Raw genomic sequence first — 18,604 nt, 5'->3', positions numbered from 1 at the left:
TGACGGATTCATTTATTTAAAAAGAAAAGTGACCAACCCCAAAGCTCGTCATCCTGAACAGCGAGGGACGAGCGTGATTCAGAATCTACCAACAAAAAGTGCTGTGGCAGAGGTGTTTCCTCTCGCTTCACAGCACTTTGATATTAGATTCCTGATCTCGCCTAGGCTCGTCGGAATGACGGGGTCTTTCTTCCCGCCTTAAACAATAAAGCTTGCGCCTTCTTCTGCGCTCGAAACGCTCTGACGAATCACGCTAAAGAAACCACGACCCCAAGTCTGTTGCTTGGCTTCAGTATCCATCTCTAACAATTCACGACCCGCAACGTCGCTTAGGTTATTCAGCTCGCCAGTTTGGCAATCAACGCGGATGATGTCTCCATTGCGCACCAAGCCAATCGCGCCGCCACGAATTGCTTCTGGAGAAACGTGGATTGCTGATGGAATCTTACCGGATGCACCCGATAGTCGACCGTCTGTTACTAGCGCGACTTTAAAGCCCGCTTTCTGCACGTTGCCAAGAATTGGCATCAGTTTATGCAGCTCTGGCATGCCGTTCGCTGCAGGGCCGTTGTGCGTCACAACCACGATGCAATCTTGGTTTAGTTCACCGCGTTTGTATGCCGCTTCCACTTCGTGCTGGCATTGGAATACGAGCGCAGGCGCTTCGATGATGCGCTGATCTTCTTTCACCGCAGAGACTTTCACCACCGCTTTACCCAAGTTACCGTGAAGTACGCGAGTACCACCAGTATTTTGGAAAGCTTGCGTTGGCGCTGCAATCACTTCGCTGTCTTGGCTGCCACCACATGGAGTCCAAGTCAGTTTGCCATCGACTAAGCTTGGTAGCGTCATTTGGTCTTCGAATTCGCCGAATACCGGTTTCACGTCACGGTGAAGCAAGCCTGACTCGTCCAAACGATGTAATAGCGCAGGTACGCCGCCCGCTTCTTGGAACGCGTTCATGTCAGCTGGACCATTCGGGTAAACGCGCGCTAATAGTGGCACGACTTCAGATAGGTCACTGATGTCTTGCCATGCCAGAATCAAACCTGCTGCACGCGCCACCGCCAACATGTGGATGGTGTGGTTGGTGCTGCCGCCCGATGCCAACAGAGCAATAATACCGTTGATTAGGCTCTTTTCTGTAACAACTTCAGACAATGGGCGGAAGTTTGCTGAACCTGCATTCATTGCCGCGATTTTCAGAGCTGCATGATCGGTCAGCGCCTTACGTAGCTCAGTATGTGGGTGGATGAATGCTGAACCTGGCAGCATCAAACCCATTGCTTCAAACACAAGTTGGTTGGTGTTTGCGGTGCCGTAGAAGGTACACGTACCTGCTGAGTGGTAAGCACGACACTCCATATCAAGCAGTGCGTCTTTACCTACTTCGCCCGCCGCGTATTTTTGTCGAACGTCGACTTTCTCTTCATTGCTGATGCCCGTTGCCATCAAACCTGCTGGCACAAACGCCGTTGGTAGGTGTGCGTAAGACAGCGCGCCCATCAGTTGTCCCGGTGCGATTTTGTCGCAGATGCCCAGTAACAAGGTCGCATCGAATACGTTGTGGCTCAGTGAAAGTGCTGTCGATTGAGCAATTAAGTCACGAGAAAACAGTGACATGTCCATGCCCGCTTGACCTTGAGTCACGCCATCACACATTGCCGGAACACAGCCAGCAACTTGCGCAGTGTGACCGTAACCAGACAGCACTTGCTTGATTTGATCTGGGTAGTGTTGGTAAGGCTGGTGGGCACTCAGCATATCGTTGTAAGCACTGATCAGCGCCACATTCGAATGAGTGAAATCCAGAATGTTTTTCTTTTCTGAAGAACAAGATGCCGCAACGGCGTGAGCCAAGTTACCACAAGACAGACCGACACGACCTTTGCCAGCTTCGGCTTGGACTTCAGTGCGAGCAAGAAACGCTGCTCGCGCCTCTTGGCTGCGCTCAACTAAGCGCTGGGTAACGTCTAAGATTACTTGATGAGTCATGCCATTGCCTCGTCTTGCACTAGGATTAGCTCAGCGGCATTCGACACAACGTCTTCAATGGTTGCATCAATGCTGACGAAAATGGTGCGAGGCTCATCTTCTGGACGCTCTAGCGTTTCAAACTGGCTGTTGACCATGTTCTCTTTCATGAAGTGACCTTGGCGTGCACGCATGCGCTCAAGGATCAGTTCTTTGCTGCCGTCTAGGAAAAGGAAGGTCACGTTCTCGTTGCCTTCGCGGATTTGGTCACGATAAATCTTTTTTAGTGCCGAACAGACAATAATGCCGTGCTCGTTTTTGCTTTCTAAGCTATAAGCAGCGTCGCGGATACGTTCTAGCCAAGGTTTGCGGTCGTCGTCGTTCAGAGGTTGACCTGATGCCATCTTCTGAATGTTTGCTCGTGGGTGAAGATCATCACCATCAATGAATTTACGTCCCAGCTTTTTTGCCAAGTGCTCACCAATTGTGGTTTTGCCACTCGCACAAACGCCCATAACGACGACACTACTACCAGCCATAACTTATCCTCATAACAAATTTGCGCGTGATCTCAATTTTCGAATTCACTTTAAAATATGGGTTTATCTTATTCATGTTATCGGTAACATGTTACCGGTAACTCAAATAAATGTGAACCACAACACAAACAATAATTCTTAAAGGTGAACCCATGGAACAGCTAACCCAAGCTCCAGACCCTACGTTCCTACTAACGATTGCAGTCCTCGCGATTGCAGCGTTACTTGTATTGATTATTAAACTAAAAGTGCACGCTTTTGCTTCCCTAACTATGGTGAGTTTAGGTACAGCATTGGCGACTGGCGTTTCTTCTGACCAAGTTGTCCCAACTATGATGAGTGGCTTTGGTGGCACGTTGGCTTCAGTTGCATTGCTGGTTGGTCTTGGCGCAATGATCGGTAAGATTTTGGAAGTAACTGGCGGTGCGCAAGTGCTGGCAGATACTTTGATTGGACGCTTCGGTAAAGAGCGTGCACCATTTGCATTGGGTGTGGCTTCACTACTGTTCGGTTTCCCAATCTTCTTTGACGCTGGCCTAGTGGTCATGATGCCAATCATCCTAAGTGTGGCAGCACGCTTTGGTGGTTCGCCAATCAAATACGCACTACCAGCAGCGGGTGCGTTTGCAGTAATGCACGGCTTTGTTCCTCCGCACCCAGGTCCTGTTGCAGCAGCAGAATTCCTAGGTGCAAACATTGGTCTACTGCTTGTTGTTGGTATCCTAGTGGCTATCCCAACTTGGTACCTAGGCGCTTACCTATTTGGTCTGTACGCAGGCAAGAAATTCGATATCCCACTATCAAAAGCGTTCTTCAACGGTGAAACACAAGTTGATGAATCTAAGCTGCCAAAATTTGGCACAGTAATGACCATCCTAGTGCTGCCTGTACTGCTAATCTGTTTAGACACAGTACTGAACACGCTAGCGGTTGCGGGTGTGATTGATGGCAAAACAGCTCTGGTTGAGTTCCTACGTATGCTAGGTAAAACACCAGTAGCCCTTCTGATTACTCTGCTAGTGTCTCTTGCGGTATTCGCGAAAGACTATGGCATGGCAAAACTTGAGAAGCTGTGTGGCGACTCATTGGCTCCGATCTGTGGCGTTATCCTAGTAACAGGTGCGGGCGGCATGTTTGGTGGCGTACTGCGTGCAAGTGGTATCGGTGATGCACTAGCAGACGTTCTGACTGACACAGGTATGCCAGTGATCGTAGCAGCGTTTGTTATCTCTACCTGTCTGCGTGTTGCTCAAGGCTCAGCAACTGTAGCACTAACGACAACTGCAGCACTTATTGCGCCAGTAGTGGCGGTATCAACTGGTTTGAGCGAGCTAGACCTATGCTTTATCGTTATCGCGATTGCAGGTGGTGCAACAGTGCTTTCTCACTTCAACGACTCTGGTTTCTGGCTAGTATCTCGTCTACTAGAGATGGATGAGAAAACAACGCTAAAAACTTGGACGGTAATGGAAACTTTACTTGGTAGTATCGCGTTTATTATCGTAGCAACATTAAGCTTTATTCTTTAGAGGTTACCCATGACAACACTTGAACAACGATTAAGAGAAATCAAAATCGTCCCAGTTATCGCAATCAACGATGTAGCACACGCTCTGCCACTGGCAAAAGTGTTGGTAGAAAACGGTTTACCATGTGCGGAAGTGACATTCCGCACTGAAGCGGCGGCTGAGTCGATCCGCATCATGCGTGAAGCGTACCCAGAACTGCTGATCGGTGCTGGTACAGTACTGACAACAGAGCAAGTGGACATCGCAATTGAAGCGGGCGTGGACTTTATCGTGAGCCCTGGCTTCAACCCAACCACAGTGAAATACTGTCAGCAACGTAACGTGACAATTGTACCGGGTGTAAACAATCCAAGCTTGGTTGAGCAAGCGATGGAAATGGGTCTACGCACCCTGAAGTTCTTCCCTGCTGAGCCATCAGGTGGCGTAAACATGCTTAAAGCACTAACGGCGGTTTACCCAGTGGAATTCATGCCAACAGGTGGTGTAAGCCCTTCTAACGTGGAAGATTACCTAGCGCTCAAATCAGTTGTCGCTTGTGGCGGTACTTGGATGGTGCCAACCGCTATGATGGACAACGGCGATTGGGAAGGTATTGCTGAATTGGTTCGCGCAGTTAAGTAAAACGCGCAAACGGCTCCGAAATACCCCCGAACGTTTTAAAACGTGAATAGAAAAAGGGTCATCAAGTAATTGATGACCCTTTTTGTTTATCTGCTTAAATCAGCAAAGTGATTCACGCGTGATTAACGCATCGTCACGAACTCTTCAGAGCCCGTTGGGTGGATAGCCACAACAGAGTCGAAGTCTGCTTTGGTTGCGCCCATCTTCATTGCTACGCCGAAGCCTTGAATCATTTCATCAACGGTAAAGCCGATGCCGTGTAGGCCAACAACCGTTTCTTCTTCGCCAGCACATACTAGCTTCATCTTACATGGTTGACGGTGCTTAGTAACCGCTGTGTACATCGCAGTAAAGCCAGACGTGTAGACTTTGATGTTGTCTTTGCCGTACTTCTCTTCTGCTTCTTGAGTTGTTAGACCGATAGTGCCGATTGGTGGGTGGCTGAATACCACAGTTGGTACCAAATCGTAGTCCATTTTCGCGTTTGGTTTGTTGTTGAACAGACGCTCAGAAAGTTGACGACCCGCTTTAACAGCCACTGGTGTTAGCTCGATACCGCCTTCCATGATGTCACCTACACAGTAGATGCCTTTCACGTTCGTTTCTTGGTACTCGTCTACCTTGATGTAGCCACGATCGTTCGTTGCAACGCCAGTTGATGCTAGGTTGATAGCGTCAGTTGCTGGGTGACGACCGATTGCCCAGATTAGGGTATCAACGTTTTGGCTCTCACCGTTTTCTAGGTGCAGAGTTAGGCTTCCGTCTGCTTCTTTTACCACTTCTTTTGGAACAGAGTGGGTGTGCAGAGTTGGACCTTCTGCGTCCATCACTTCTACTAGCGTTTCGATGATCATTGGATCGAAGCTACGTAGTGGTGATTCTTTACGAACGAATAGGTGTGTTTCTGTGCCAAGTGCATGCAGTACGCCAGCGATTTCTACCGCGATGTAACCTGCACCGATCACTGCAACGCGTTTTGGTTGCTCAGCAAGCTCGAAGAAGCCGTTTGAATCGATGCCGTATTCTGCACCTGGGATGTTTGGAATCGTTGGACGACCACCCACTGCGATCAGGATGTGATCCGCTGTGTAGTGTTCACCGTTTACTTCAACCGTTTTCTCGTCAACGAACTTAGCAAAGCCTTTGATAACGTTTACTTTGTTGTTGCCAAGAACGCGGTCGTAAGATTGGTGGATACGACCAATGTAAGCCTGACGACTCTCAACCAGTTTGCTCCAGTCGAAACCTTTTACATCTACATCGAAGCCGTAGTCTTCTGCGTATAGGTTCATTGCTTCTGCAACTTGCGCGCCGTGCCACATCACTTTCTTAGGCACACAACCAACGTTTACACAGGTACCGCCAAGGTCTTGAGCTTCGATAAGCGCTACTTTAGCACCGTACATTGCCGCACGGTTTGCTGATGCGATACCGCCGCTGCCGCCGCCGATACAGATATAATCAAAATGAGTCGCCATTACTTTCTCCAAGAGCTTATTAATTTTGTCTGACAATAATTACATTGGGGTGGTGGGTGATGAACTCAACAGCCCAACGGAATTGTTGTTAATTCCATGTCCCTATCATAAATCGAGTCTAGCAATTTCCTAAATGGGAAAAAGTGACATTGCTTATGACAAATAGCGATGAAAGGGTAGCAAAGCGGAATAAGGCGCTATTCCGCTTAGTGTTTTTCATGCTCAGGGTAGGGGGAAATCATTAACCGCAGCAGCTTGATGTGCCACAGCCTGACTGGGCTTGCACGTCTTTGCCGTCCGCAAGATAAGTGTTGGTTAGGTAGAAATCACTAAACAGCTGCACGAAGTCTTCCGATACGGTCTTCTCTACCAATCCTGATTCTAGGATGTGCTTTTGCCATGCCTGCATTTTTGGTAGACCACAGAAGAAGTCGTAACCAGAGTGCGCTTTGACGATGGAAGCACGATGCAGAAGCGGCAACCAAGCCATGTCTACATTGCTTAGTTCATCGGATTTAAAGAACTTGGTTTCACCAGACAGTTGATTTTCTGCTTTTTGGAACGCTTTGATCAGCTTCTCTGCGCGCTCTTCAAAGGTTGCTTGGTCTTTGCTGCCCATGGTGCCGCACTGAGGCAAGTAGTGTTTTGAACCTAGGTAGCTCCATGCGCGATCCAGTGCACGTTGCTCGTTTGTCACGCCTTGCTCTAATGGACCGTATTCGTCTTCGATGTATTCGATGATCGCATCCGATTCAAACAGTGCCGTGCCTGATTCTGTCACCATCACAGGCACTTGACCGTTTGGTGAGATATCTAGGAACCATTGTGGCTTGTCTTTTAAGCTGATGTATTCAATCTCGTAAGGGATCTGTTTTGCTTCTAGTGCTGCGGTTACGCGTTGAACAAATGGGCAAATTTTAAAACTGATAACTTTAAGCATGGTCATTTCTCTCTATGTTTTAGCTTGTTTACATCCCTAAGACGCAGGCAAAAAAGAAAAGACGAAGCGAAGACGAAAATTTTTTAGAAAATAAATAAAAAAGCGCAACGAGGTCATCGTTACGCTTTAAGATTCTGAAATTCGGTGTTTTTTATTCTGGAACGATCCAGTCGACTTTCCAGTGACCTGTTGCTGGCGCGATCGCTTCTTGCAGGAATGGCAGAATTTCTTTCATCTGGCTTTCCAGTTTCCACGGTGGGTTAATCACGATCATGCCTGATGCCGTCATGCCACGCTCGTTGGTGTCAGGAGAGACGCCCAATTCGATTTGCAGGATTTTGCGAATGCCCAGTCCTTCCAAGCCTTCAATCATATCTTCGATATCACAGCGGTTTACCACTGGGTACCAAATCGCGTAGATGCCAGTTGCCCAACGCTTGTGGCTTTGGAAAATCGCTTGCACGACGTCGCGGTATTCTTTCGCTAGCTCGTATGGTGGGTCAATCAGCACCAAACCACGACGCTCTTGCGGTGGCAGGCTGCCTTTCAGGCGCTTGAAGCCATCTTCTTTGTAGATGCTCACTTGACGATCGCGGTGGAACTCTTGCTCTAGTAGCGGGTGATCGGCTGGGTGCAGCTCAGTCAGAACCATACGGTCTTGTGGGCGGATTTGCGCACGTGCAACGCGCGGTGAACCAGGGTAGTAACGCAGCTTCTCACCGTTGTTCAACGTTTTGATTGAATCGATGTAGCTTGCGATGTCTTCAGGAATATTTGGGTTGTCCCAAATGCGCGCGATGCCTTGTTTGTATTCGCCCGTTTTCTCAGACCATTCGTGAGTCAGATCGTAGCGTCCCACACCCGAGTGGGTATCGTGATAAACAAACGGCTTATCTTTCTGCTTTAGTGCATCAAGAATGAGGCTTTGAACGATGTGTTTTACCACGTCAGCATGGTTGCCAGCGTGGAAGCTGTGGCGGTAACTTAACAAATTAAACTCTCGAAACACTCTTTGACTGAGTGTGGTCTGTGATTTTCGCGATATGGCGGTATTATACTCAAGTAACTTAAAGAAGTAGAACTTCGATTCAAATCAGTATCACTGATAGGGATTCGCTATTGAAATTTCTTTAAGTCACCCATACTTAGTATGAGTAAACAAATTGAACCTAAGTGGGATTGCGCCGCTCCAATAGAGTGCCAAACCGAACTTAGGCATAACAAGACTCAAGGACAGAGTAAGCGCTCTTTGACCCATTCGGTCATTGCTGCATCGAGAAAGGGAACGGAAATCCCCCCATCCATGTTGTCGGCTTGCCTGTGCATTGAGTTCGCCTACAGTTTTGCAAATACCAATAGATTGTTTGCAAATGCGACTAGGCAAATACAGAGCCAAAACACAAAAGGAATTATTCATGTCTAATCCACTTCTTACGTTTACGGATCTTCCTCCGTTTTCGCAAATCAAACCAGAACACATTAAACCTGCAGTGGAGCAGGCGATTGCGGATTGTCGTGCCAAGATTGACGAGGTACTAAAAGACAACGCAAACCCAAGCTGGATCAGTGTGATCGCGCCTATTGAAGAAGCGGATGACCGCTTGAGCCGCATTTGGTCACCAGTGGGTCACATGAACTCAGTAGTGAACAGCGAAGAACTTCGCGAAGCTTACGAAAGCTGCCTACCAATCCTGTCTGAGTACGGTACTTGGGTTGGTCAGCACAAAGGTCTTTACGAAGCGTACAAAGCGATCAAAGCAAGCGAAGAGTACGCGACGCTAACGCGTGCACAGCAAAAGACCATTTCTGATTCTCTACGCGACTTCGAGCTTTCGGGCATCGGTCTACCATCAGATGAGCAACATCGCTACGGCGAAATCAGCAAGCGCATGTCTGAGCTGAGCTCAAAATTCTCTAACAATGTGCTGGATGCAACCATGGGTTGGACGAAGCACGTTGCCGACGAAAAAGACCTAGCGGGTATGCCAGAATCTGCACTTGCAGCGGCAAAAGCAGCAGCAGAAGCAAAAGAGCTGGATGGCTACCTAATCACGCTAGATATCCCGTCTTACCTACCGGTGATGACGTACTGTGATAACCAAGACCTACGTAAAGAAGTGTACGAAGCGTACGTAACGCGTGCTTCTGACCGAGGTCCAAACGCAGGTAAATGGGACAACTCAGAAATCATCACTGAGCAGCTAAAACTGCGTCATGAAATCTCTCGCATGTTGGGTTTTAACACTTACAGTGAGAAATCTCTGGCAACTAAAATGGCAGAGAATCCAGCGCAAGTTCTTGGCTTCTTGAACGATTTGGCAACCAAAGCGAAACCACAAGGTGAACGCGAAATCGAAGAGCTACGCCAGTTTGCGAATGCGGAATTTGGTGTCAGCGAGCTAAACGTATGGGACATCGCGTACTACAGCGAGAAGCAAAAGCAGCACTTATTCCAAATTTCGGATGAAGAACTGCGTCCTTACTTCCCTGAATCAAAAGCAGTAAGTGGTCTGTTTGAAGTGCTAAACCGCGTGTTTGGTATGACAGTGACAGAACGTGAAGGCGTGGATACTTGGCACGAATCAGTGCGTTTCTTCGATATCTTCGACGGCGAAGGTACACTGCGCGGCAGCTTCTACCTAGATCTATACGCACGCGAACACAAACGTGGCGGTGCGTGGATGGACGATTGCCGTGGTCGTCGCGTAACGCTATCAGGCGAGCTACAAACACCGGTTGCTTACCTAACGTGTAACTTCAACCGTCCAGTGGGTGATAAGCCTGCACTGTTTACGCACGATGAAGTTGTGACTCTGTTCCATGAGTTTGGTCACGGTATCCACCACATGCTGACGCAAGTAGAAACAGGCGCTGTATCGGGTATCAACGGTGTGCCTTGGGATGCGGTTGAGCTACCAAGTCAGTTCCTAGAAAACTGGTGCTGGGAAGAAGACGCGCTGGCGTTTATTTCTGGTCACTACGAGACTGGCGAGCCGCTACCAAAAGCGATGCTAGACAAAATGCTCGCAGCGAAGAACTTCCAGTCAGCGATGGGCATCCTACGTCAGCTAGAGTTTGGTTTGTTCGACTTCACTCTGCACACAGAATACGACCCAGAAGTGGGTGCTCGTGTGCTGGAAACCTTGGCAGAAGTGAAAGAGAAAGTGGCAGTTGTACCAGCGGTTGAGTGGGCGCGTTTCTCACACAGCTTTGGCCACATCTTTGCTGGTGGTTACAGCGCAGGTTACTACAGCTACCTATGGGCAGAAGTGCTGTCTTCAGATGCGTTCTCTCGCTTTGAAGAAGAAGGCATCTTCAACAAAGAAACCGGTCTGAGTTTCTTGAACAACATCCTAGAAATGGGTGGCAGTGAAGAACCAATGGAGCTGTTTAAGCGCTTCCGTGGTCGTGAGCCAGAAATCGATGCGCTACTGCGCCATTCTGGTATCGCAGCGTAATCTCGATTGAGAATGAAAATGGGCAGCCAAGTGGCTGCCCATTTTTTTGTTCTTAGATTCAACTTTTAGTATCTGATTCAGGGCATTATGGATTGACGCTGCGATTGATCGGGTTTTGCAGTGAAATCAGCGTTTCAGTGGATTGCACTTCGTCGATCGCTTGAAGCTTATCAATCAAGACAAATTGCAGCTCCTCAATCGATTTGCACATCAATTTGACGAATATGTTATACGCGCCTGTGGTGTAGTAAGCTTCTACCACTTCATCGAGGGCATTGAGCTTTTCTAGCGCTGAATGATAGTCACGCGCTGCATTCAAGTTGATGCCAATAAAGCAACATACGTCGTATCCTAGCTTTTTAGTATTGACGATTACCTCAGTACCTTCGATGATGTCCGCCGCTTTCATTTTCTCGATACGAACGTGGATGGTCGCTGGGCTGACATTAAATTGTTTTGCCATTTCCGCGTAAGGCTTACGCGCATCCGCCATCAGAGTTTTGAGAATAGCGCGATCGAGGTCGTCGAGTTTAGGCAGGCTCGCATTCATACAATTATTTCCGTTGGGTATGAGGTTTGGAGTTCATTTTATACTCACAGCGGACAGGATTCACAAGGTTTACGCAGGGATAACCGCGAGGTAGCTCTGAAGTCATGGAGTTGATGTGCCACTTTTTCTGTTTTTCATAGCGCTTATTTTCAGTGCTGTCGCTACGGCGCAAGAACAAAAAGTCCTCGTTGTTCACTCATACCACCAAGGTTTTTTTTGGACCGACTCTATTCAGCGTGGTTTCGCCCAGCAACTTGAGGGGCACCCGCTTGATATCCGTATTCTGTATCTCGACTCTAAGCGCAGTCAGAGCCAACAATTTTTCAATCAGCTGGAGTCCCTTTATCGCACCAAACTGAGTGAAGAGCATTTCGACGCGATCGTCGTCAGTGATAACAACGCGCTTGCTTTAATGCAGCGTCTGTCGGACGTGCTAGAAGATACTCCAGTCATTTTCAGTGGCATCAACAATTACGATTCCTCTTTGCATCGGGGATTGAAAGCCACAGGCGTGATTGAAGATGTCGACCTGCTTGCTAATCTTGCACTTATCGAACGATTACACCCCAAGCACAAACAGATTCTTGTCGTCAGTGACCATTCGGTAACGGGATCGGCACTTCGTGCCCAGATCGAGAATTTTCTCGATAATAACCCCATATATCGCGACAAAGTTCGCCACTTCGTTCCTGACAGTGTTGAAACACTAAAGCAAAAAGTGTCGAAAATGAACATCGATAACGTGGTGTTGTTCTGGACTTACTATCGAGATATCCATGGCAATATCGCGACCGATAAGGACTGGCGTGATATCAACCAAGCCTCCAATGCTCCTGTATTTATGGTGCATGATGTTGGACTAGGGCATGGCGCGGTTGGTGGCGTTATTCAAAGCGGTTACCGCCAAGGTTTTGAGGCGGGGAAGTTGCTGACGCAAGTCCTCGATAACCCAGCACAGCCTTTGCCTGCGGTGGTGAGTGCAGAATCGGATATCAAACTCGATTATCAATCGGTGGTGCGTTGGGGCTTAGGAGCAGAGCAAGAAGCTTCATCGGTGTTCTTCAATAAGCCGGCAGACTTTACTGAGCGGTACGCACGAGAAATCAAACTGTTTGGCAGTGTTTTGGTGGCGATGACCATCATTATTTTGCTGCTCAGCTACTATTTACAGCGAATTCGTCGCAGCGAGAGCATCGCCCGTGAAAGCCAAGCGATTTTAGAGTCGGTTTTTGATCAGAGTATGCAGTACATGGGCATTCTCGACCAACACGGTTTGCTCAAATCAGGTAACGATCGTCTGCAATCTTTATTTAATCGTCAGGAAATGCGTGTCGATCGTCCACTTTGGCACCACAAAAACTGGAGTGAGGAAGCGCGCCAATTACTCGCCAGCTATTTTCACTCTAGTCATCGCCAAGTGGCCACTTTTGAGGCTGAAATCTGGAGCAAGGAACACGGTGCCATGGTGCTGGAAGTGTCTCTCAAACCGTTTTCACAACAAGTGGCGAACCAAGAGCAATATCTATTTGAAGCTCGCGATATCACCAGCCGTAAAGCGATGGAAGACAAGCTCTATCATCGCGAATCAAGTCTGCGTAATTACTATGAGCAGCAGCCTGTGATGATGGTGACGCTCGATAGCAATAACCGCGTGCAAGAGGTGAATCGTTTTGCACAGCAGCTTTTAGGGTATCAACCGTTGGATATGCTAGGGCAATACTTATGTTCATTCTATTGTGATGAAAAAGCACTCTACCCGCGCCAAGTTTTGTTGCAGCCACAGCAGGTGATGAACGGGGTTTGGCGTCGAGAAATCGAATATCGTCACGCCGATGGTTATAGCGTATGGGTACGTGAAAACATTCGCCCATTAAGAGATTCCGACCAATTGTTGATCGTTGGGGAAGATATCACCGAAACAAAGAAACTCGCCAAGCAGCTCGAATATCAAGCGCGCTATGACTTACTGACCGATACCTACAATCGCAACTACTTCGAGCTAGAGCTGCAAACGGCGCTGAGAGAAGTAGAAAGCCACCGTCGAGTGCATGCGATGTTGTACCTCGATCTTGATCAACTCAAAGTACTCAACGACACCGTGGGCCACGATGCGGGTGATGCCGCGATCCAGTTCTGTGCCAGCATGTTAGAGGAAGTCTTGCCGTACAATGCGGTATTGGCGCGCATGGGCGGTGATGAATTTGCGGTGTTGTTGAAAGACTGCGATGAGCACGGCGCGATTAACATTGCTAAGCAGATCATCACTACGTTGGGTGAGCAGATTTTCCGTTGGGAAGACACGCAACTGTTTATGAGCTGCTCGGTGGGCGTTCGCATCATCGACCATACGGCAGAAACGCCACAAATGGTGCATGCTCAGGCGGACTCGGCTTGCCATGCGGCTAAAGAGCAGGGGCGTAACCGCTATAACTTGTTTAGCTTGGACAACGAAGAGTTGCGACACCGCCAGTTGGAGATGCAAAGCGTTAATTTGGTGCATGAGGCGCTATCGAGTAAGCGTCTTGAACTGTTTGCTCAGCGTATTTTGAATTTGAGTGGTGAAGGTTCACCATTGTGTTTTGAGATTCTGGTGCGTATTCGCGATGCTCAAGGCAACTACTTATCCCCCGGCGTCTTTGTCCCTGCCGCTGAGCGTTACAACATTGCTCACTGGATTGATAAACAAGTGATCAGCCAAACTTTAGAGTGGTTTGAAGCGCGTCCAGAAGTCGTGGAGCAGCTCGGTCGCTGTGCGATTAACTTGTCTGGTCAATCAATGGGTAACCAAGAGTTTATCGACTTCCTGCTAGAGCGTTTGCAGTCGTCTTCGATTCCTTGTGAAAAAATCTGTTTAGAAATCACTGAAACGGCAGCGATGAGCAACATCGATCAAGCGCTCGACTTCTTCACTCGTGTTAAAGCGCTGGGATGCTTGATTGCGTTGGACGATTTTGGCTCCGGTTTATCGTCTTTTGGCTACTTAAAGAAACTTCCTGTCGATATCGTGAAAATTGATGGCCTTTTCGTGCGAGATATCAACGTAAACGAGATGGATCGCGTGATGGTGCGGTCGATTAACGATTTAGCCAAGCAAATGGGTAAAGTCACGGTGGCAGAGTTTGTTGAGAATGACCAAGTTAGAGCGTGTTTGGTCGATCTTGGCGTCGACTATGGCCAAGGTTATGGCATCGGTCATCCTAAGCCTCTGGCTGAGCTAGTCAACGAACTCCAACAACTTGAGCCGAAGAGTAGAAAGTCATCTAACTTATCCCCAGCCTAGCAATTAGAGGTGGGTTGGGTATACACTCAGCGGCAGTTAAACCGATTTTTACTGGAGCCTCCTTTTGCAACTGCAATTGATTTGTGAAGACCCATCTCAACAGTCTCACCTTGATGAACTCGCTGCGCGTTGGCAGCTCTCTCATACTGACGACAGTGACTTTGCCCTAGTCCTAACGACTGAGCGCTTAGAGCTGCGTAAAGTGGACGAGCCAAAACTGGGTGCGATCTTTGTTGATTTGATTGGTGGCGCAGTCGGGCATCGTCGCAAGTTCGGTGGCGGTAAAGGTCAGGCGATTGCGAAAGCCGCGGGTTTGAACAAAGGCGCAACCCCAACCGTACTGGATGGCACCGCGGGTTTAGGGCGTGATGCGTTCGTATTGGCGTCGCTAGGCTGTAAAGTGCAAATGGTAGAGCGTCATCCGGTGGTCGCTGCATTGTTGGATGACGGCTTGGCACGTGCGAAACACGATCCAGAAATCGGGACTTGGGTATCAGAGCGCATGTCTTTGATTCACGCTTCTAGCCATGATGCACTGGAGCAATTAGCGCAAGATAAAGATTTTATCCAGCCCGATGTGGTGTACCTCGATCCAATGTACCCGCACCCTGAAAACAAAAAGAAATCGGCATTAGTGAAGAAAGAGATGCGCGTCTTCCAATCTTTGGTTGGTGCAGATCTTGATGCAGATGGTTTGCTGGCTCCAGCAATGGCATTGGCGAGTAAGCGTGTAGTGGTCAAGCGTCCAGATTACGCAGACTGGCTTGATGATCAAAAGCCAAGCATGGCAATCGAAACCAAAAAGAACCGTTTCGATGTGTATGTGAAGGCATCAATGGCGTAGCTCGCCTAAACGCCTGACGACAAAAGCTTCTCCTCACAGCGCCTGATTTGGCGCTGTGTTTGTATCTGGCGTTTACTCCGCTTATTGATACTTTTCTCTTGCTAATTCGGCACACTGACTGTATATCTAACTAAGAATTATTATTATTACACTTGTGTGATGTCGTAGAGTAAGACCGTCGAGAATTGGGAAGCTGGAGTAGTAGCATGGCGAAACGATTATGTAAGATGAGCCGCAAACAGATTGCTGAAAGTCTGGGTGATATTCACCGTCTAGTGGTGGCGCCTAGGTTTGTCTGTCGTTCTTGTGCCCGTTCTTCTGCCTCGAAAGATACCTTGTGTAAGCCTGCTGCGATTCCTCCTCAAAAATGCCAAGACAAGCCGCTGTCCGAGCAACAGGCTTGTGGTTTGTTGGTGGAAGCACTGCCAACCTCGTCCTTTACTCAAGATTCGCCAATTATTATGGCGCCAGAACAAAGCGCAGAGAAAGCCGCGATCGTGAAGCGTGTAGTGGAACGAGTGAAAGAGAAAAAACTGGCAGCAAAAGTCGCAGCCGTAACCTCAACAACTAAGCTAGAGGCGCCAGCAATGTTTGATTTATCAGATAAGAAAGCGCTGAAGAAGGCGAAAAAAGCGGTTAAGAAACATTATAAACAGCAGAAAAAGTTGCTTAAGTTAGCCAAAAAGCAGCAAAAATTGCTAAAACGCCAACGCAAGCTTGAAGCGCGAAATGCCAAACTAGAGGTGCTGCTACCAACGCCACCTAATGCGTTGATGAACACAAGCTCGCAAGCCAAAGTGCATTAATCAAATCAACAAAAAACGCTCTCCAGTTGGAGAGCGTTTTTGTTTTTAGGGGCTGAGTTTGGCTACTTGTTGGCGTAACTCATCTCTACGCGTTTTTTCACCCAAGTCTCGTTAATCCACAGCGACAGCATGATGATTGCGCCGCCAATAGCAAGTCGCATCACATCAACATCGCGGTTCCAAATCACGATATTCACAATCAAGCCGGCAGGGACGAGCGCGTTGTTCATTACCGCAAGTGCGCCAGCATTCACCATGGTTGCGCCTTTGTTCCACGCAAAATAACCAAAACCCGATGCGATCAAACCAAGGTAAGTTAGAATGCCCCATTGCGTTGCTGTGGTTGGCATCTTATCTAAGTTCCCCATCAAAGCAAAAGCAACGGTTGCCACACACAGTGCACCTAAGTAGAAGTAACCAAATACTGTGTGCTGTGGCAGCTCAACCGATTCGGTTTCCATAATGTACTTGTAGCCGACCTGACCGATGGCAAAACACAGGTTCGCCCCTTGTACGACCAAAAAGCCCATCAAGAAGTTTTCATTGATGCCAGCAAACTTAATCCACGCCGCTCCCAGCACTGCGATTGCCGCCGTAACCAAATACCAAGGCGAGAATCGACGTTTTAAGAAGTCATAAATCAAGGTGACGTAAATAGGGGTAAATACGGTGAACAGCAGCACTTCTGGTACAGAAAGAAGTAAGAAAGACTGGTAGTAGAAGCAATACATTAAGCCGAGTTGGAAGCCACCCACGATCATCAATTTCGCGATCAGCGATTTGCTTACGCCACGGAATTTTAAGAAAGGAATGAAGACCAAGCTTGCCAGCGCAACGCGCATGAAAACGGAAAACCAAGAATCGACCTGACCGGCAAGGTAAACGCCGATCAGGCTAAATGAGAATGCCCAAAGTAGGGTAACTGCGGATAGATAAGCCATGGATGAGAATCTTTATCAACAACAAATGTGCCCGCAGTCTAACCAAGTTTTAAGGTCGAGCCAACGCAAATCAGTCTTTTAGCGGTACGACCAGCATGTCGACAGGTGAGCAGTTAATAAGCTGACGCGTCGAAGAAAGAATCTTGCTCCAGAAATCTTGGTGATGACCACAAACCACCAAATCAATGTTGTAGTCCTGAATGGTATCGCAAAGCTCGTTACTCAAATCACCGCTACCGACTAACGTATGCGTGATTGGGTACTCTGCGTATTCTTCAAAATTCGCTAATTGTGTACGAGACGCTTCCATCGCTTGGTGCTGCGCCTCCGCCATGTTGATGTCGATAAGCCCGGTGTAAAGCTCGGCGTAATTCACATCGATATGAATGAAAGAGACTTTCGCATCCAGAGGTTTAGCCAGCGATACGGCTTTCTTAATCAACACTTTACTGTCGTCTGAGAGGTCGACTGCCACAAGTATGTGTTTGTAACTCATATTGCTATCTCCTTGATAAGGTCATAGTGTCAGATTAGCACTAAGTGTCAGAAAATTTTGCTGAAGTGATCTCATATCAATATCGTAGGTACAAAGTCTTGCCTCAGTAATCATGTTATAGTGGTGCAAAACGCATGCATATAAATAGGAGTTAACATGCTGTCTCAAACTATGGTTGAACAATTGAATGAGCAAATTAACCTAGAATTTTTCTCATCCAATCTATACTTACAAATGAGTGCTTGGTGTGAAGACAAAGGTTTTGAAGGTGCGGCTGAATTTTTACGCGCTCACGCCGTAGAAGAAATGGAGCACATGCAACGTCTTTTCACTTACGTGAGCGAAACTGGCTCAATGCCAATCCTAGGTGCAATTGAAGCACCAAAGCATGACTTTGCGAGCCTGGGCGATGTTTTCCGTGAAACCTACGAACATGAGCAAATGATCACGGAAAAAATCAATAAATTGGCACATGGTGCATTTACAAGCCAAGACTACTCTACGTTTAACTTCCTACAGTGGTACGTGGCTGAACAGCACGAAGAAGAGAAGTTGTTTAAAGGGATTTTAGATAAGATCGAATTGGTTGGTGAAGATGGTAAGGCACTGTTCTTCATCGATAAAGATCTAGCACAAATGGCGAAAGAAGGTTCATCTTCAATTATGGATGCTCCGGCTGCATAACGCGTTCTCAACGCGCTAAGTAGCGGGTTAAGGGCGAAGCATTGATCGTCTTTATCTCTTGAGCATCATTGAAGATGTAGGGAGGAAAAGATGATCAGTGGAGACACAATCTTATTTGCGCTAATGGTGGTAACAGGGCTCAATATGGTCCGTTATCTCACCGCTCTTCGTTCTCTTATACACATCATGCGTGAAGCGCATCCTTTGCTTTATCAGCAAGTGGATGGCAATGGATTCTTCACCACCCATGGTAACGTCACCAAACAGGTGCGGTTGTACCATTACATTAAGAGTAAAGAATACCACCATCACCACGATGAGCTCTTTACTGGCAAGTGTGAAAGGGTGCGTGGGTTATTCATTTTATCGACCGCTTTACTTGGTGTAACCCTACTGGCAGCCTTCATTTTATAGGCCAGTAAGCAATGCTTGGAATTTAAGCGCTTTTCCCTCTCGACTTTTGT

General features: G+C 47.8%; 16 protein-coding genes. 8 read left to right on the top strand and 8 right to left on the bottom strand.

The genetic code is table 11. The features are described from left to right. Positions 1-198 precede the first annotated feature (198 nt). Entirely contained in the window at positions 199-1,995 is a 1,797-nt protein-coding gene (edd, locus tag KIO97_RS03750) for a phosphogluconate dehydratase (protein ID WP_285381044.1), read from the bottom strand. Beyond that, positions 1,992-2,513 carry a gluconokinase gene (locus KIO97_RS03745; protein ID WP_045413949.1) on the bottom strand — a complete coding sequence of 174 codons (522 nt, stop codon included), beginning with the start codon at positions 2,511-2,513 and terminating at the stop codon, positions 1,992-1,994. The genes edd and KIO97_RS03745 overlap by 4 nt, the downstream gene beginning before the upstream one ends. Positions 2,514-2,665: 152 nt before the next feature. On the opposite strand from KIO97_RS03745, the gene KIO97_RS03740 reads away from it, so the two are divergent. Further along, complete coding sequence (locus tag KIO97_RS03740; protein ID WP_285381042.1) at positions 2,666-4,042, top strand: GntP family permease; 1,377 nt, start codon at positions 2,666-2,668, stop codon at positions 4,040-4,042. Positions 4,043-4,051: 9 nt separating this feature from the next. After that, positions 4,052-4,663 (top strand): bifunctional 4-hydroxy-2-oxoglutarate aldolase/2-dehydro-3-deoxy-phosphogluconate aldolase, encoded by a 612-nt coding sequence (locus KIO97_RS03735; protein ID WP_005430025.1) that lies wholly within the window; start codon positions 4,052-4,054, stop codon positions 4,661-4,663. 122 nt (positions 4,664-4,785) lie between these two features. Here the strand turns inward: KIO97_RS03735 and gorA are convergent, their stop codons facing one another. The 3 genes from gorA to KIO97_RS03720 all read right to left on the bottom strand — a co-directional run bounded on the left by gorA (position 4,786) and on the right by KIO97_RS03720 (position 8,072). Next, the gene (gene gorA, locus KIO97_RS03730; protein ID WP_005429991.1) at positions 4,786-6,141 is read right to left on the bottom strand and encodes a glutathione-disulfide reductase; all 1,356 of its coding nucleotides are present in this window, start codon (positions 6,139-6,141) and stop codon (positions 4,786-4,788) included. Positions 6,142-6,382: 241 nt separating this feature from the next. Continuing rightward, the gene (locus KIO97_RS03725; protein WP_050905773.1) at positions 6,383-7,081 is read right to left on the bottom strand and encodes a glutathione S-transferase family protein; all 699 of its coding nucleotides are present in this window, start codon (positions 7,079-7,081) and stop codon (positions 6,383-6,385) included. 151 nt (positions 7,082-7,232) lie between these two features. Beyond that, positions 7,233-8,072 (bottom strand): 23S rRNA (adenine(2030)-N(6))-methyltransferase RlmJ, encoded by an 840-nt coding sequence (locus tag KIO97_RS03720; protein ID WP_005533522.1) that lies wholly within the window; start codon positions 8,070-8,072, stop codon positions 7,233-7,235. A 424-nt stretch (positions 8,073-8,496) separates the two neighbouring features. Here KIO97_RS03720 and prlC point away from each other — a divergent pair, with 424 nt between their 5' ends. Further along, positions 8,497-10,539: an oligopeptidase A gene (gene prlC, locus KIO97_RS03715; protein ID WP_285381038.1), complete on the top strand. Its 2,043-nt coding sequence runs from the start codon at positions 8,497-8,499 to the stop codon at positions 10,537-10,539. Between the two features lie 85 nt (positions 10,540-10,624). Here prlC and asnC read toward each other — a convergent pair whose 3' ends face one another. Then, on the bottom strand, positions 10,625-11,089 hold the full coding sequence (gene asnC / locus KIO97_RS03710; RefSeq protein WP_005430014.1) for a transcriptional regulator AsnC: 465 nt from the start codon (positions 11,087-11,089) through the stop codon (positions 10,625-10,627). Positions 11,090-11,204: 115 nt separating this feature from the next. Here asnC and KIO97_RS03705 point away from each other — a divergent pair, with 115 nt between their 5' ends. The 3 genes from KIO97_RS03705 (at position 11,205) to KIO97_RS03695 (ending at position 16,019) form a co-directional block, all read left to right on the top strand. Further along, positions 11,205-14,369: an EAL domain-containing protein gene (locus KIO97_RS03705; RefSeq protein WP_285381036.1), complete on the top strand. Its 3,165-nt coding sequence runs from the start codon at positions 11,205-11,207 to the stop codon at positions 14,367-14,369. A 64-nt stretch (positions 14,370-14,433) separates the two neighbouring features. Then, complete coding sequence (locus KIO97_RS03700; protein WP_051118973.1) at positions 14,434-15,213, top strand: class I SAM-dependent methyltransferase; 780 nt, start codon at positions 14,434-14,436, stop codon at positions 15,211-15,213. A gap of 206 nt (positions 15,214-15,419) precedes the next feature. Then, positions 15,420-16,019 (top strand): hypothetical protein, encoded by a 600-nt coding sequence (locus KIO97_RS03695; protein WP_285381032.1) that lies wholly within the window; start codon positions 15,420-15,422, stop codon positions 16,017-16,019. 62 nt (positions 16,020-16,081) lie between these two features. On the opposite strand, the gene KIO97_RS03690 is transcribed toward KIO97_RS03695, so the two are convergent. Together KIO97_RS03690 and uspA are read right to left on the bottom strand one after the other, a co-directional pair. After that, on the bottom strand, positions 16,082-16,960 hold the full coding sequence (locus KIO97_RS03690) for a carboxylate/amino acid/amine transporter (protein ID WP_285381030.1): 879 nt from the start codon (positions 16,958-16,960) through the stop codon (positions 16,082-16,084). Between the two features lie 70 nt (positions 16,961-17,030). Further along, a complete protein-coding gene (uspA, locus tag KIO97_RS03685; protein WP_005430021.1) occupies positions 17,031-17,456 on the bottom strand; it encodes a universal stress protein UspA in 426 nt (141 codons plus the stop codon). A 156-nt stretch (positions 17,457-17,612) separates the two neighbouring features. Between uspA and ftnA the strand changes: the two genes are divergently transcribed. Both ftnA and uspB read left to right on the top strand, forming a co-directional pair. Continuing rightward, complete coding sequence (gene ftnA / locus KIO97_RS03680; protein ID WP_005429998.1) at positions 17,613-18,140, top strand: non-heme ferritin; 528 nt, start codon at positions 17,613-17,615, stop codon at positions 18,138-18,140. 90 nt (positions 18,141-18,230) lie between these two features. Next, on the top strand, positions 18,231-18,554 hold the full coding sequence (gene uspB, locus KIO97_RS03675) for a universal stress protein UspB (protein WP_047480113.1): 324 nt from the start codon (positions 18,231-18,233) through the stop codon (positions 18,552-18,554). Positions 18,555-18,604: the final 50 nt, after the last annotated feature.

The organism is Vibrio sp. B181a, assembly GCF_030248375.1.
Taxonomy (GTDB): Bacteria; Pseudomonadota; Gammaproteobacteria; order Enterobacterales; family Vibrionaceae; genus Vibrio; species Vibrio campbellii.
Note: the sequence above shows the minus strand (reverse complement) of the source record. Positions and strands in the feature narration are given on the sequence as shown.